Genomic DNA, 13,158 nt, shown 5'->3' with positions numbered 1-13,158 from the left:
TGAGGTGCGAGCTGGCGAGCCTCGAAGGGTCCCCGTCGTCTGGTCGCCGGAGACCCGTCGGCACGACCCGCGCAACGAGGTCTGGGTCGGCGTCGCGACGATCGGCACCGAGACCGCCGCGCGCGTCGACGCGATCCTCGTGGCGCTGCGCGCCGCCGGCCACGACCTCGTCGAGGCGACACCCCAACCCGCCGACGCGCTGCTCGCCGTGCACGACGCCGAGCTCGTCGAGCACCTGCGCACCGCGGCCGAGCGGTGGGCGGCCGGTCCCTACGCCGAGCTCGTCGGCCAGGAGCGGGTGGTGCCCTACCTGTTCCCGACGCCTGCGATGACCGCCGGACTGCCGGCCCGGCCCGCGGTCGCGATCCACGCCGACGCGGGCCGCTTCGCCTACGACACGATGACGCTCGTCGGGCCCGGCACCTGGGAGGCGGCCCGTGCGGCCGCGGACTGCGCCGTCCAGGCCGCCGGCCTCGTGACCGACGGCGCTCCGCTCGCCTACGCCCTGTGCCGCCCGCCGGGCCACCACGCGACGCCGAGCGGCTTCGGCGGCTCGTGCTACCTCAACAACGCCGCTCTCGCCGCGCACACCCTCCGCGCCGGCGGAGCCGCGCGCGTCGGCATCGTCGACCTCGACGCCCACCAGGGCAACGGCACGGCGGCGATCTTCTACGACCGCGCGGACGTCTGTTACGGCTCGGTGCACGTCGACCCGGGCGCGGGGTGGTTCCCCCACGTGGTGGGGTATGCCGACGAGACCGGCACCGGCCCGGGCGAGGGCGCCACCCGCAACCTCCCGCTCGCCGAGGGCACCGGCGACGAGGCCTGGCTGGCCGCCGTCGCCGACCTCGCCGACTGGGTCGCCGACTGCGACGCCCTCGTCGTGTCCCTCGGCGTCGACGCCGCCAAGGACGACCCCGAGAGCCCGCTGCAGGTCACCGCCGACGGCTACCGCGAGGCCGGCCGGCTCCTCCGGGCCACCGGCCTGCCGGCCGTGGTCGTCCAGGAGGGCGGCTACCACCTGCCGACCCTCGGCGGGCTGGTCGCGGCGTACCTCGCCGGGCACGCCCGGGGAGGGCCGCGCTGAGCGACGGACCGAGGCTCGCCGGCCGGTCAGCGCACGCGAGATGTATGTACCCTTGCGGTTACTTACCTGATTGGTTACGTTAGCGCCATGGATGCGGTGCTGCACGCGTTGGCGGACGAGAGCCGGCGCACCGTCCTCGAGATCCTGCGCCACCACCCCGCGAGCGCCGGAGAGCTGGCCGAGGCGCTCCCGATCGCCCGCCCGGGCGTGTCCCGGCACCTGCGGGTGCTGCGCGAGGCCGGACTGGTCGACGTACGCCACGACGCGCAGCGCCGGATCTACAGCCTCCGTCCGGAGGCGCTCATCGGGGTCGACGAGTGGCTCGCGGACTACCGCGCGCTCTGGCAGCACCGGCTCGACGCCCTCCACACAGAGATCGCTCGAGGGAAGAAGGCGCGGACATGAAGGTCATCGGGACGATGCGGACGCTCGACGAGACCTCCGGGGTGGTGCGGGTCGAGGACGTCTACCCCACCGACATCGACGACCTCTGGGCGGCGTGCACGACACCCGAGCGGCTCGCGCGCTGGATGGCTGAGGTGTCGGGCGACCTGCGCGAGGGCGGCACCGTCCAGGCCGTCTTCGCCAGCACCTGGGCCGGTTCGGGGCGGATCGAGGTGTGCGACGCACCGCACCACCTGCTCCTGACGATGCGACCGGGCACCGACGATGAGACCCAGATCGAGGCGTGGCTGACCGAGGAGGGCGCGCAGACCAGGTTGGTGGTCGAGGAGCGTGGGCTGCCCCTGGACAGGCTGTCCGGGCACGGCGCCGGCTGGCAGGCGCACCTGGAGGATCTCGGGCGGTCGCTCGTGGACGGCGCCGACGCCCACCCCGAACGCTGGTCGGAGCAGACCCCGGCGCCGGCGTGGCGGCGGCGATGGGACGAGCTGACTCCCGCGTACGCCGCGCTGGAGATCGGGTGATGTCCGACGAGATCAGGCTCAGCGTGACCACCGTCGACGCGCCCGACGCGCTCGCCCTCGCGACGTTCTACGCCGAGCTCATCGGCGGGGTCACGAAGGGGAGCGAGCACTGGGCGACCGTCGTCGGGCCGAACGGGTCGATCGCGTTCCAGCAGGTCGAGGACTTCCGCCCACCGGTCTGGCCGGGGTCCGACGTACCGAAGCAGATGCACCTCGACTTCTTCGTCGACGACCTCGAGGCAACCGGAGCCCGTGCCGTCGCCGCCGGCGCCGTCCGGCTCGACTTCCAGCCGAACTCCGACCACTGCGTGGTCTACGCCGACCCGGCGGGCCATCCCTTCTGCCTGTCCACCTGGGACGGACCCTGCCTGTAGGAGACCTCTGCAGGTCCGGGGAGTCCCGCGCGCCATCTTGAGCGGGGAGCGTCAGCCGATGATCGCCGTCATGCGGATGGAGACGAGCAGGCCCGGGATCTCCGGTCCCAGCCTGGCGACGTAGCGGGTCGGCGGGTCGGCGGGCAGCCACTCGGCGTAGGCCTCGTTCATGCCCGCGAAGTCGTCGGGGAGCGCGAGCAGCACACCGACCTCGACGACGTCGTCGAGCCCGGCGCCGCCGGCACGCAGGATGGCCTCGCAGTTGGCGAGCGCCTGGCGGGTCTGCGCCTGGATCGTGTCGCCGGCCGGCTTCCCGCTGGCCGGGTCGATGCCGGTGGTGCCGGAGACGTACACGTGCGAGCCGGCCGTCACGCCCTGGCTGTAGAGGGGTGAGCCGGGTGCGTCGGGCGTGGTGATGACCTGTCGGGGCATGGGACCTCCTGGGTGCTCATCGTGGCAGCCCACTGCTTGTTGGGGAAGGCGCGCCGCACCACCGAGCTCGGTCGCGTCCCAGCCCCGGCGTACAAGGTTTCGAGACGGTCGCTGCGCGACCTCCTCAACCACCGACGGCGATGGTCGCTGCGCGACCTCCTCAACCACCGACGACGCCCGCCCACCGCTGGTTGAGGAAGGCGCGCAGCGCCTGTCTCGAAACCTCCGCAGCGAAGGCACCCGCACCACCGAGCTCGGTTGCGTCCCAGCCCCCGGCGTACGAGGTTTCGAGACGGTCGCTGCGCGACCTCCTCAACCACCGACGGCGCGCGCCCACCGCTGGTTGAGGAAGGCGCGCAGCGCCTGTCTCGAAACCTCCGCAGCGAAGGCACCCGCACCACCGAGCTCGATTGCGTCCCAGCCCCGGGGTACGAGGTTTCGAGACGGTCGCTGCGCGACCTCCTCAACCACCGACGTCGACGGCCGCTCGCGGGTCGCTGCGCGTCCCACGCCAGGACGACGATTCCGGGGCGGCCGCCGTCCGCTCCTACCCTTGACGGGTGAAGGTCCTGCTCCTCGAGAACATCCACCCGGTCGCCGTCGAGACGCTCGAGGCGCGCGGTCACGAGGTCGAGCTCAGGTCGGGCTCCCTCTCCGACGACGAGCTCGTCGAGGCGCTCGCGGGCGGCGTGCAGCTGCTCGGGATCCGGTCCAACACCCACGTCACGGCGCAGGCGCTCGAGGCCGCCGACGACCTGGTCGCGATCGGCTGCTTCTGCATCGGCACCAACCAGGTCGACCTGCCGGCGGCGACCGCGCGGGGCGTCGCGGTGTTCAACGCGCCGTACTCCAACACCCGCAGCGTGGTCGAGCTCGTGATCGCCGAGATCATCGCGCTGGCGCGGCGGCTCCCGGAGAAGACCTCGAGGATGCACCAGGGCGTCTGGGACAAGTCGGCCAAGGGCAGCCACGAGATCCGCGGGCGCACGCTCGGCATCGTCGGCTACGGCAACATCGGCACCCAGCTGTCCAACCTCGCCGAGGCGCTCGGGCTGCGGGTGATCTTCTACGACACCGCCGACCGGCTGGCGCACGGCAACGCCCGCCGGATGCCGACGCTCGAGGCGCTGCTCGCCGAGGCCGACGTGGTCTCGCTGCACGTCGACGGTCGGCCCGGGAACGCCGGGCTGTTCGGCGCCGAGCAGTTCGCCGCGATGAAGCCGCGCGCGCTGTTCATCAACGCCTCGCGCGGCATGGTCGTCGACGACGTCGCGCTGCGGGAGAACATCGAGTCTGGTCACCTCGCCGGCGCCGCGCTCGACGTGTTCCCGGTCGAGCCGAAGGCGCAGGGAGACCCGTTCGAGTCCGTGCTCCGCGGGCTCGACAACGTGATCCTCACCCCGCACGTCGGCGGCTCGACCCAGGAGGCGCAGGAGGAGATCGGCTGGTTCGTGGCCGGCAAGCTGGCGGCGTACGTCGCCGAGGGCAGCACCGCCCTCTCGGTCAACCTCCCCGCCGTCCAGCCGCCGCCGCTGGCCGAGGGCGTCCGGCTGAGCTACCTGCACGTCAACGTCCCGGGTGTCCTCGCCGAGGTCAACGCGTTCTTCGCCGAGGAGGGCGCCAACGTGACGGGTCAGTACCTCGCCACCCGGGGGGAGCAGGGCTACGTCGTCACCGACGCCACCGAGTCGATCGGCGAGGCCGCCCTCGACAAGCTGCGCTCCTCCCCCCAGACGATCTGGCTGCGCAGCCACGGCGAGCCGCGACCCGTGTGAGGCCCTCGTAGGCTCGACGCATGGCGAGCCTCACCGACGTCCGCGACCGGCTGGGGCACGCCCTGTTCCTCCAGGTGGCCGGGCCTGACGGCCCGCGGCACCGCGACCGCATCCACCTCCGCGAGGGCGCGCGCTGGTTCGAGCCCGGCAGCCCGATCACGCGGGTGCACGGCGACGCGTCGATGTTCGTGGGCGGACTCCGCGCCCTGCTGCTGCAGACGCTCCACCCCGCCGCGATGCGCGCGGTCTCGGAGCACTCGGGGTTCCGCGGCGACATGTGGGGCCGCCTGCACCGCACCAGCACCTTCCTCGCGGTCACGACGTTCGGCGTCGCCGAGGACGCCCAGCAGGCCGTCGACATGGTGCGACGGATCCACGAGCGGGTGACCGGCACGATGCCCGACGGCTCGCCGTACGCCGCCTCGGACCCCCATCTGCTCGCCTGGGTGCACGCGGCCGAGGCAGACAGCTTCCTGCGCGCGTACCAGGTCTACGGCGCGGACCCCCTCGACCAGGCCGGCCGCGACGAGTACGTCGCCCAGATCGCCCGGGTCGGCGCGCGGCTCGGCGTCGTCGACCCGCCCACGACCGAGGCCGAGCTCGCCGAGGTGCTGGCGTCCTACCGCCCCGAGCTGCGCGGGACCTCCGAGGCGCGGGAGGCGGTGCGCTACGTGCTGCTCAAGCCGCCGCTGCCGCTCCCCGTCCGCGCGCCGTACGCCGTGCTCTCCGCGGCCGCCATCGGGCTGATGCCGGCCTGGACGCGGTGGCCCCTGCGGCTGCCCTACCTGCCGGTGTCGGAGCGCACCACCGTGCGGGTGCTGGGCGGGCTCGCCACAGGGACCATCCGCTGGGCGCTCAGCCCAGGCAGACCTGGAGGGACTGCTTCGCCTTCTTGAGCTTCTTCTTCGCCTTCGCCAGCTTCTTGCGCGCCTTGATCAGGTCGGAGCGGGCGTCCGCGACGTCGGCCCGCCCCTCGGCCTGACCGAGCCGGGTGGTGGCCTTGCGGACCGCCTTCTTGAGCTTCTTGAGCTTCTTCTTCAGCTTGGTGACCTTGGTGGCCTGCTTGACGCAGCTCACGAACGTCGCCGACGCCGAGGTCTGGCTCTGCGAGAGCGACAGGACGCAGGTCGCGCCGTGGGTGCCGGCGCAGGCGCCGTTCCAGCGGACGCCGGCCGTCTCCGACGGGTCGGCCTTCAACGTCACCGGCTCGCTGCCGAACGTCGCCGAGCACTGACCGGGGCACGACAGCCCGGGAGCGGTGACCCGGCCGGGGCCGCTGACCGCGAGCCCGAGCCGGAAGCCCGGGTCGGCGTAGACGAAGTTGTCGAAGGCGGTCGCCTGCACGCCGTTCACCCAGTTGCCCGCCACCGACATCGAGTGGATCACGGGTGCCGGGAAGCGCAGCCCGTAGAAGGACAGGCCGTCGTCGTGCGCCGGGGGGACGTAGAGGCCGAGCGGGTCGCCGTTCGCGGCGCGCGGGATCAGGAACCCGGCCGTCCCGGGGTCGGCGAAGACCGCGCCGAACGCGCTCGTCGGCGCCGGGGTGTTGGTGCCGGCCACACGGAACGCGACCTGCGCGATCGGCTCGTCGACGGGGCTCATCAGGCGCAGGAAGCTGAACGGCTGGAAGTGCGTGTCGGGGAAGAGTCCGAGGTCGCCGAACTCCTCCGCGGTCGGGCCGCTGCCGTCGGAGCTCACCCGGATGTCGGCCGGGCCGGTGAAGACGAGGCCGCGCGGCTGGACGGTGTTGTAGTAGTCGGCGGGCAGCACGTGCGGGTCGGCCGCCGCCTCCGGCACGTCGTCCCAGGTGATCTCCTGGCGAGCCTGCGCGTCGCCGAGCTGGTTGCGGAACGCGTTCACCGTGGCCTGCAGGATGAAGCCGTTGGCCCCGTCGCCCTGGGTGGTCGAGGCCATCGGGGCGTTGGTCACCTTGAGCTTGTAGAGCGGGCAGCCGGAGCCGGCGTCGACCTCGTTGACGCCGATCGCGTACGACGCGCCGGCCGCGACCCGGAAGCCGAACCTCATCGTCGCGATGGTGCTGAACCCGCTGGCGCTGGCGACCCCGGCGGCCGGGTTGGCGGGGTTGAAGGCCGAGTAGGCGACGACCTGGGTCTGGTTGCCCGCGCACCCGGACAGGTCGGCCTCCACCACGATGCAGCGGTCGGTGTCGTACGGGTTCTGGAGGTTGTGGGTGTCGCGGCGGAGCGGGGTGGCGTTCTCCAGCGGCGCCATCGGAGTCGGGGCCTCGCAGCCGTGGGTGTGGCCGTCGCGGGTCAGCCGGCCGGCCTGCTGGACGTCGCCGGCGTTGAGCGAGCCGTGGATCGTGATGCTGTCCGACGGGGCCAGCGGCGCGGGCGCCGGGGCCGCTTGGGCCGACGCCTGCTGCGCGGTGAGTGGCAGCAGGCACAGCGCCAGGACCACGAGGAGGACCCAGCGAGCGGGCCGTGCGACAACACCGAACATGACGTGCTCCTGTCCGCGCTCGAGCGCCGGAGGTGGGGTGGGCGAGCCGAAGCTATCCCGACCTCGTGCCCTCGGACAGGGGGGCTAGCCGTAGCTTTCGGGTCAGGACACCTGGAGGTCGGCGTCGCCCCAGTAGGCCCGCATCGAGGTGATCAGGCCGTCGTCGTCGAAGGTCATCACGTCGATCGGGGCCAGCGTGTAGGTCTGGTCGCCGGCCTTGGTGCGCAGCTCGAAGAGGAACGCCGCCTGCCCTCCCGCGATGCGCGCGCTCAGCACCTCGCCGGCCTGCTCGAGCCCCTCGAGGTTGGCGTAGAACTCCCGGATCGACTCGCGGGTCGTCCGCACCTCGCTGCCGACGGGGTCCTCGACGGTCGCGCCCTCGGCGTAGAGCTCCATGACCTCGTCGGTGGTACCGGTCGCCACGCGGGCGACGTACTGCTCGATGACCTCGCGGATCTTCTCCGGGCTGGCCGCCATCCGGGCTCCTCAAGAAATAGAACACGTTCTCGTTGTTGTGAGGAGTGAGCGTAGCCGGTTGGATGGCCGTGATGGACCTCAGTGACAGATGGCCCCTCCCGGACAGCGGCGACGTGCGTGACGAGCTCGCCGCGGCGTACGCCGACCCGAGCCGTGGCTACCACGACACCCGCCACCTGACCGAGGTCCTCGACCGCCTCGACGAGCTGGCCGCGAACGGCGCCGCCTACGAGACCACGCCGGTGCTGCTGGCGGCGTGGTTCCACGACGCGGTCTACGACGGCGAGCGCGACGCCGAGGAGCGCTCCGCCACGTGGGCGGAGACCGCGCTGGTGGGCGTGGCGCCGGCGCCGGTCGTCGACGAGGTGGCGCGGCTGGTGCGGCTCACCGAGACCCACACCCCCGACGACGCCGACGCCAACGGCTGCGCCCTCTCCGACGCGGACCTCGGCATCCTCGCCGCACCGCGCGAGCGCTACGACCAGTACGTCGCCGCGGTCCGGCGCGAGTACGCCCACCTCGACGACGACGTCTTCACGGCCGGTAGGGCCGACGTGCTCAGGGGGCTGGCCGCCAAGCCGCACCTGTTCCACACGGCCTACGCGCGCGACCGGTGGGAGCAGACGGCGCGGGCCAACCTCGAGCGCGAGCTCGCCGTCCTCGACTCGTCTGCGCGCTGACCTGTCGTCTGACGCCCACGACGGCAGGCGGGTCGCGGGGTCAGCCGTGCTTGCGACGCCGTAGCCCCGCGGCCACCAGGCGCTGGACGAGCTCGCGGGAGCTCACCGGCTCGACGCCGCGGGCCAGCACGTCGGCGTACCACTCCTCCGGCACGTCGTAGTGGTCGCGGTCGAAGCCGCGCTCGGGGATGCCGAGCTCGCGGGCGAACGAGTGCAGCTCGTCGAACGACGAGTCGCTGGCCAGGTGCGACCACATCCGGCCGCGCGAGGGCACCGCGGGCGGGTCGATCATGAGGCTCACGACGACGCCTGCCGGGTCGCCGCGTCGTCGGCGTCGTCGAGGAGCCGGCGCCAGGAGCGCAGCAGCGAGGAGTCGACGTACGCCTTGCGGCTGCCGCCGGGCCGCACCTGCTCGTCGAGGTGGAAGGCCCGGACGCCGGCACGCAGCAGCCACGGCACCTGCTCTGCCTGCAGCCCGGCGCCGGCCATCAGCAGCGCGGCGATCGTGGGGTCCGACCCGGCGCTGGCGAGGAGGTCGTCGTACCCCTCGGCCATGCCGCGCGGTGACCCCGCGGAGCGGACGTGGACCAGGCCCGGCAGCCCCACCAGCCGTCGCCAGGCGCGGCGCGGGTCGAGCGTGTCGTCGACGGCGTCGTGGAAGGTCCAGGGCACGTTCGGGAGCGACGTGGCCACGTGCGTGCAGACCTCTACGTCGACCTCGAGGTCCGCGTCGAGGAACCCGAACGACACGCCCGTGGCCCCCACGGCGAGGTAGTCCTCGGCGAGCCCGACCAGCCGGGTGAGCTCGCCGCCGGTGGTGGTCCAGGTGTCGTTGAGGCGCAGCAGCACGAACACCGGCACCTCGGTGTCGCGGCAGACCGCCGAGACGGTGGGGATCTCGGGCGAGAGGCCGTGCCCGTCGGCGCTGGGTCCGACCACGTGCAGCCGGTCCGCGCCTCCCTCGACCGCGCCCGGCACGTCGCGCTCGTGCGCCACTGCGACCTCGAGCAGAACCGGCACGTCAGCAGCGTAGGCCTTGGAGCCTCACCACCGCCGTCACAGAATGGGCGGGTGGACACCCTGCCGTTGTTCGACGCGAGGGCTCGCGTGCTCGCCGACCTCCAGGCCCGCAACCACGCGACCGCCGAGGCGGTCTCGCTGCTCGAGGACGCCGTCTCGGCGCGCGAGTGGTGGGCCGACCAGTGGCCCGAGGGGGAGGTGTACGTCGCCGGGCTGGTCGCGCAGGACGTCCAGGACGGTCTCTTCGAGATCGCGGGCCGCTGGCCGCTGTGCCTGACCTGCCCCGGGCCCGAGCACTCGCTCTACATCCAGCCCGACCTCGGCGGCCCGGACCCGGTGTGGATCTGCGAGGAGTCCGGTGACGTGGTCGCGCCCTTGGGCGGCCTGGGCGACTGACGCACGCTCGAAACCTCGCAAACCCGAGGCTGGCACTGAGGACGCTCGGCCCCGGCGCGACGCTTCAGAGGTTTCGAGACGCTTGCGGCGCAAGCTCCTCAACCAGCGACGCGCTCAGTAGTCCTGGCCGATCTGCACCCAGAGGGTGTAGCGGTCGGAGCGGAAGACGCTGCGCGAGACCTCGACGACCTTGTCGCCGTTGAGCGCACGGCGCGAGTGCCGCAGCACGGGGTCGCCGGGTGAGAGCTCGAGGTGGGTGGCCTCGTCGGGCTGGCAGACGTCGGCGTTGATGGAGTCCTCGGCCCAGGTGGGGCGCAGGCCGCGCTGGTCGAGGGCCTCGTAGAGGCTCGTCGGCATGCCGGCCTGCAGGAAGCCCGGCAGCAGGACCTCGTTGAGGAAGGCGTCCTCGAGGCACATCGGGCCGCCGTCGGCGCGGCGCAGCCGCCGCCAGTGGATGACCGGGTCGCCCTCCGTGACGTTCAGCGCCCGGGCCACGCCGGGGCCGGCCTGCTCACGACGGGCGAGGAGGGTGACCGACTCGGCGAGCAGCCCGCGGCGGGCCATCTCCTCGGTGTAGCTCGTGATCGTGCTGGCGGTGCGCCGCGGCCGGGCCACGAAGGTGCCCTTGCCGGGGATCCGCTCGAGCAGGCCCTCGACCACGAGCGCGTCCATGGCCTGGCGCACGGTCATCCGGGCCACGCCGAACTGGGCGACCAGCTCACGCTCCGACGGCGCCGGAGAGCCCGGGGACATGCCGGAGACGAGGGAGCGCACGTACTCGCGCACCTGGACGTGCTTGAGAGCGCGCCCGTCCTTGATGAGGACCTCCGTCATGTCAGCCAGACTAGACCGGGCTCGGGGGCCCCGTCCTCGGATTGGCAGGACCGCCCGGTGGCCGAACGGGTGGACCTTCCTAGCCCCCTCGGACCACCCGAACGGGCCATCTGCCAAGGTACGCCGGACGCGCGCCCTCAGTCGGCGGCGATCGCCCGCAGCACGTCGAGCCGGGCGGCGCGCCGGGCCGGGAACACCGCGGCGAGCACGCCGAGCACCAGCGAGAGCACCAGGAACACCACCAGCTGGACCACCGGGATGCTGATCCGCTCGAGGCCCTGGTCGCGCAGTGCGTACATCAGCGTCACGCCGAAGACGATGCCCAGCGCGACGCCCAGCACGGCGCCCAGGACGGCGATGACGACCGACTCGAGCCGGATCATCTGCCGCAGCTGCCGGCGGCTCACGCCGATCGCGCGGAGCAGCCCGATCTCGCGGGTCCGCTCGATCACGGAGAGGGCGAGGGTGTTGACGATGCCGAGGACGGCGATGACGACGGCGAAGAACAGCAGGCCGTAGATGATGCCGATGATCCGGTCGATCGGCGCGCGCTGCTCGGCCGCGAACGCCTGCTGGTCCTTGACCGTCACCACCGGCAGGTCCTCCACCACCGCGTCGAGTCGCTCCTGCAGCCCGGTGGCGCCCGGGTCGGCGAAGACCACGACGTAGTTGTCCTGGTCGGGGAAGCCCGAGTCGAGCAGCGTCTGCGTCGTCGTGAGCACCGGCGAGAACACCAGCGGGCTGTCCTCGACGACCCCCACGACGCGCCACTTCTTCGCACCCGTCGGCAGCGTGACCTCGAGGGTGTCGCCGACACCGAGGTCGTGGTCGTCGGCCCAGTCCTCCTTCAGCAGCACCGTGTCGTCGGCGAAGTCCGAGACGCTCCCGGCGACCGCCTTCAGGTGGAAGTCGCCGATCGTCTCCGGCGCGGTGGCGACGATGCTCAGCCCGTCGTCCTCGTCGCCGCCGAGGAGGCCGAAGCCGTAGCGCTGGCGCAGCACCTCGGTCACGCCGTCGATCTCGGCCATCCGGTCGGTGATCGCCGGCGAGAAGCCCTCGCCGAACGCCGAGCTGACGACGTAGTCGCCGATGAAGTTGTCCTCCACGGCCTTGTCGACCGACGCCTTGGCGGAGGAGCCGAGGATCGCGACCGTGAAGGCCAGCGTGAGGCCGATCATCAGCGCGGAGGCGGTGGCGGTCGTGCGCCGCGGGTTGCGCAGCGAGTTCTGCCCCGCGAGCCGGCCCATCGGCCCGAACGCGCGAGCCTCCACCGCGCCGGTCGCGCGCAGGAACGGGCGACCGATCACGGGGCTGGCCGCGGTGACGCCGAGCAGCACGGCGAGCACCCCCGCGCCGACCCACCAGCCGTTGTGCGGGACCGCACCGACGAAGAGGCCGACCAGGGCGAGCGGGATCCCCGCCGCGAGGAGGGCGACCCCGAGCAGCAGCCGGCGGCGTACGGACGACTCGGGCAGCGCCACGTCGTCGCGCAGCGCCTGGACGGGTGCGATGCGCCCGGTCCGGCGGGCCGGCAGCCACGCGGCCACCATGGTGACCACGATGCCGGTCGCGAACGCCGCGAGGACCGTCCGCGGCGCGAGGATCAGCGGCTGGTGGGCGAGATCGAGGCCGATGCTGCTGACGAGCGCCCGGATGCCCATCGCGAGCACGACGCCGAGACCCAGGCCCAGCGTGGAGCCGACGAGCCCGACGGCGAACGCCTCGAGCTGCACCGAGCGGATGACCTGCTTCTTCGACGCCCCGAGCGCACGCAGCAGGGCCAGCTCTCGGCTGCGCTGGGCGACGAGGATGGAGAACGTGTTGACGATGATGTAGCTGCTCACCACCAGCGCGATCCCGGCGAAGATCAGCAGGAACGTGGTCAGGAACCCGATCCCGCTCAGCAGCGGCCCGGCGCTCTCCTCGGCGGCGTCGTCACCGGTGACGGCCTCGTACCCCTCGGGCAGCGCGGCCGCGACCTGCTCGGTGAGCTCCTCCTGCGAGACGCCGTCGCGCGCGGTCACCCAGAAGACCGTGTAGGCGTCCTTGCCGTCGAGGAAGAGCTGCTGGGCCGTGGGCGTGTCGAAGGCGGCGTACGTCGCACCGTTGAGCGAGCCGCCCTCGCGGAAGCCCGCGATGCCGACGAGCGTCGGGTGCACGTCGAGGGTCTGGGTCGCCGTGACGATCGAGACCTTGTCGCCGAGCTCGTAGCCCGCGCGGTCGGCCGTGCTCTCGTCGAGGACCACCTCGTCGGCGCCGTGCGGCTCGTGGCCGTCGAGGATCACCAGGCCCTCGAGCCCGTGGCCGGCGGGTGCGTCGTTCCAGTTGCCGCCGAACGCCGGGGGGCCGGACCCGCCGACCACCTTGCCGCCGGTCGAGAGCACGTAGACACCGGTCGCGCTGACCATGCCGTCGACCCGGGCCGCGCCGGGCAGCCGCTCGAGGTCCGGCTGCAGCGAGGCGGGCACGGTCTGGGTGCTGAACACCGCGCCCTGCTGGGCCACGTCGCTGTTGACCGGCCGCACCACCGAGTCGCCGACGGTGGAGTCGAAGAGCGCGACGAAGCTGCGCTGGACGGTGTCGGAGAACATCAGGATGCCGGTCACGAACGCGACGCCCAGCACGATCGCGAACGTGCTGAGCAGCAGCCGGACCCGGCGGGCCAGCAGGCTCTTGAGGGAGGCCCTGATCATG

At 72.8% G+C, this 13,158-nt stretch carries 15 protein-coding genes; 8 read left to right on the top strand and 7 right to left on the bottom strand.

Translation table 11 applies throughout. The features are described from left to right. Positions 1 to 4: 4 nt before the first annotated feature. The 4 genes from G514_RS0102145 to G514_RS0102130 all read left to right on the top strand — a co-directional run bounded on the left by G514_RS0102145 (position 5) and on the right by G514_RS0102130 (position 2,387). The gene (locus tag G514_RS0102145) at positions 5 to 1,087 is read left to right on the top strand and encodes a histone deacetylase family protein (protein ID WP_028650426.1); all 1,083 of its coding nucleotides are present in this window, start codon (positions 5 to 7) and stop codon (positions 1,085 to 1,087) included. A gap of 87 nt (positions 1,088 to 1,174) precedes the next feature. Then, positions 1,175 to 1,492, top strand: a complete 318-nt coding sequence (locus G514_RS0102140) for an ArsR/SmtB family transcription factor (RefSeq protein ID WP_028650425.1) — start codon at positions 1,175 to 1,177, stop codon at positions 1,490 to 1,492. Then, entirely contained in the window at positions 1,489 to 2,013 is a 525-nt protein-coding gene (locus tag G514_RS0102135) for an SRPBCC family protein (RefSeq protein ID WP_028650424.1), read from the top strand. Before G514_RS0102140 ends, G514_RS0102135 begins: the two co-directional genes overlap by 4 nt. Beyond that, positions 2,013 to 2,387 carry a VOC family protein gene (locus G514_RS0102130; RefSeq protein ID WP_028650423.1) on the top strand — a complete coding sequence of 125 codons (375 nt, stop codon included), beginning with the start codon at positions 2,013 to 2,015 and terminating at the stop codon, positions 2,385 to 2,387. Before G514_RS0102135 ends, G514_RS0102130 begins: the two co-directional genes overlap by 1 nt. 51 nt (positions 2,388 to 2,438) lie before the next feature. Here G514_RS0102130 and G514_RS0102125 read toward each other — a convergent pair whose 3' ends face one another. Further along, positions 2,439 to 2,819: a RidA family protein gene (locus tag G514_RS0102125; protein ID WP_028650422.1), complete on the bottom strand. Its 381-nt coding sequence runs from the start codon at positions 2,817 to 2,819 to the stop codon at positions 2,439 to 2,441. A gap of 560 nt (positions 2,820 to 3,379) precedes the next feature. Here G514_RS0102125 and serA point away from each other — a divergent pair. Continuing rightward, complete coding sequence (gene serA / locus G514_RS0102115) at positions 3,380 to 4,594, top strand: phosphoglycerate dehydrogenase (RefSeq protein ID WP_028650421.1); 1,215 nt, start codon at positions 3,380 to 3,382, stop codon at positions 4,592 to 4,594. 20 nt (positions 4,595 to 4,614) lie between these two features. Beyond that, positions 4,615 to 5,490, top strand: a complete 876-nt coding sequence (locus G514_RS0102110; RefSeq protein ID WP_028650420.1) for an oxygenase MpaB family protein — start codon at positions 4,615 to 4,617, stop codon at positions 5,488 to 5,490. Here the strand turns inward: G514_RS0102110 and G514_RS28880 are convergent. Together G514_RS28880 and G514_RS0102100 are read right to left on the bottom strand one after the other, a co-directional pair. After that, on the bottom strand, positions 5,450 to 7,057 hold the full coding sequence (locus tag G514_RS28880; RefSeq protein WP_051246492.1) for a hypothetical protein: 1,608 nt from the start codon (positions 7,055 to 7,057) through the stop codon (positions 5,450 to 5,452). The genes G514_RS0102110 and G514_RS28880 overlap by 41 nt on opposite strands. 102 nt (positions 7,058 to 7,159) lie before the next feature. Further along, on the bottom strand, positions 7,160 to 7,534 hold the full coding sequence (locus G514_RS0102100) for a nuclear transport factor 2 family protein (protein ID WP_028650419.1): 375 nt from the start codon (positions 7,532 to 7,534) through the stop codon (positions 7,160 to 7,162). A 113-nt stretch (positions 7,535 to 7,647) separates the two neighbouring features. Here G514_RS0102100 and G514_RS0102095 point away from each other — a divergent pair, with 113 nt between their 5' ends. After that, positions 7,648 to 8,214 carry an HD domain-containing protein gene (locus tag G514_RS0102095; protein ID WP_157544553.1) on the top strand — a complete coding sequence of 189 codons (567 nt, stop codon included), beginning with the start codon at positions 7,648 to 7,650 and terminating at the stop codon, positions 8,212 to 8,214. Between the two features lie 40 nt (positions 8,215 to 8,254). Here the strand turns inward: G514_RS0102095 and G514_RS0102090 are convergent, their stop codons facing one another. Beyond that, entirely contained in the window at positions 8,255 to 8,506 is a 252-nt protein-coding gene (locus G514_RS0102090) for a DUF4031 domain-containing protein (protein WP_211222020.1), read from the bottom strand. A 5-nt stretch (positions 8,507 to 8,511) separates the two neighbouring features. Further along, positions 8,512 to 9,234, bottom strand: coding sequence for a copper homeostasis protein CutC (locus G514_RS0102085; RefSeq protein WP_051246489.1), 723 nt, complete (start codon positions 9,232 to 9,234; stop codon positions 8,512 to 8,514). A gap of 51 nt (positions 9,235 to 9,285) precedes the next feature. Between G514_RS0102085 and G514_RS0102080 the strand changes: the two genes are divergently transcribed. Continuing rightward, a complete protein-coding gene (locus G514_RS0102080) occupies positions 9,286 to 9,630 on the top strand; it encodes a hypothetical protein (protein ID WP_028650415.1) in 345 nt (114 codons plus the stop codon). A gap of 114 nt (positions 9,631 to 9,744) precedes the next feature. On the opposite strand, the gene G514_RS0102075 is transcribed toward G514_RS0102080, so the two are convergent. Further along, on the bottom strand, positions 9,745 to 10,464 hold the full coding sequence (locus tag G514_RS0102075) for a GntR family transcriptional regulator (RefSeq protein WP_028650414.1): 720 nt from the start codon (positions 10,462 to 10,464) through the stop codon (positions 9,745 to 9,747). Between the two features lie 137 nt (positions 10,465 to 10,601). Beyond that, positions 10,602 to 13,157 (bottom strand): ABC transporter permease, encoded by a 2,556-nt coding sequence (locus tag G514_RS0102070; protein WP_028650413.1) that lies wholly within the window; start codon positions 13,155 to 13,157, stop codon positions 10,602 to 10,604. Position 13,158 lies beyond the last annotated feature (1 nt).

It is taken from the genome of Nocardioides halotolerans DSM 19273, assembly GCF_000422805.1.
Lineage (GTDB): Bacteria > Actinomycetota > Actinomycetes > Propionibacteriales > Nocardioidaceae > Nocardioides > Nocardioides halotolerans.
This window is presented reverse-complemented; position numbering and strand designations above follow the sequence as displayed.

Excerpts from the sequence above, each read along its gene's own strand:
- G514_RS0102140 (WP_028650425.1), top strand. The coding sequence starts at position 1,175 with ATGGATGCGGTGCTGCACGCGTTGGCGGACGAGAGCCGGCGCACCGTC.
- G514_RS0102135 (WP_028650424.1), top strand. The coding sequence starts at position 1,489 with ATGAAGGTCATCGGGACGATGCGGACGCTCGACGAGACCTCCGGGGTG.
- G514_RS0102130 (WP_028650423.1), top strand. The coding sequence starts at position 2,013 with ATGTCCGACGAGATCAGGCTCAGCGTGACCACCGTCGACGCGCCCGAC.
- G514_RS0102125 (WP_028650422.1), bottom strand. The coding sequence starts at position 2,819 with ATGCCCCGACAGGTCATCACCACGCCCGACGCACCCGGCTCACCCCTC.
- G514_RS0102110 (WP_028650420.1), top strand. The coding sequence starts at position 4,615 with ATGGCGAGCCTCACCGACGTCCGCGACCGGCTGGGGCACGCCCTGTTC.
- G514_RS28880 (WP_051246492.1), bottom strand. The coding sequence starts at position 7,057 with ATGTTCGGTGTTGTCGCACGGCCCGCTCGCTGGGTCCTCCTCGTGGTC.
- G514_RS0102100 (WP_028650419.1), bottom strand. The coding sequence starts at position 7,534 with ATGGCGGCCAGCCCGGAGAAGATCCGCGAGGTCATCGAGCAGTACGTC.
- G514_RS0102090 (WP_211222020.1), bottom strand. The coding sequence starts at position 8,506 with ATGATCGACCCGCCCGCGGTGCCCTCGCGCGGCCGGATGTGGTCGCAC.
- G514_RS0102075 (WP_028650414.1), bottom strand. The coding sequence starts at position 10,464 with ATGACGGAGGTCCTCATCAAGGACGGGCGCGCTCTCAAGCACGTCCAG.
- G514_RS0102070 (WP_028650413.1), bottom strand. The coding sequence starts at position 13,157 with ATGATCAGGGCCTCCCTCAAGAGCCTGCTGGCCCGCCGGGTCCGGCTG.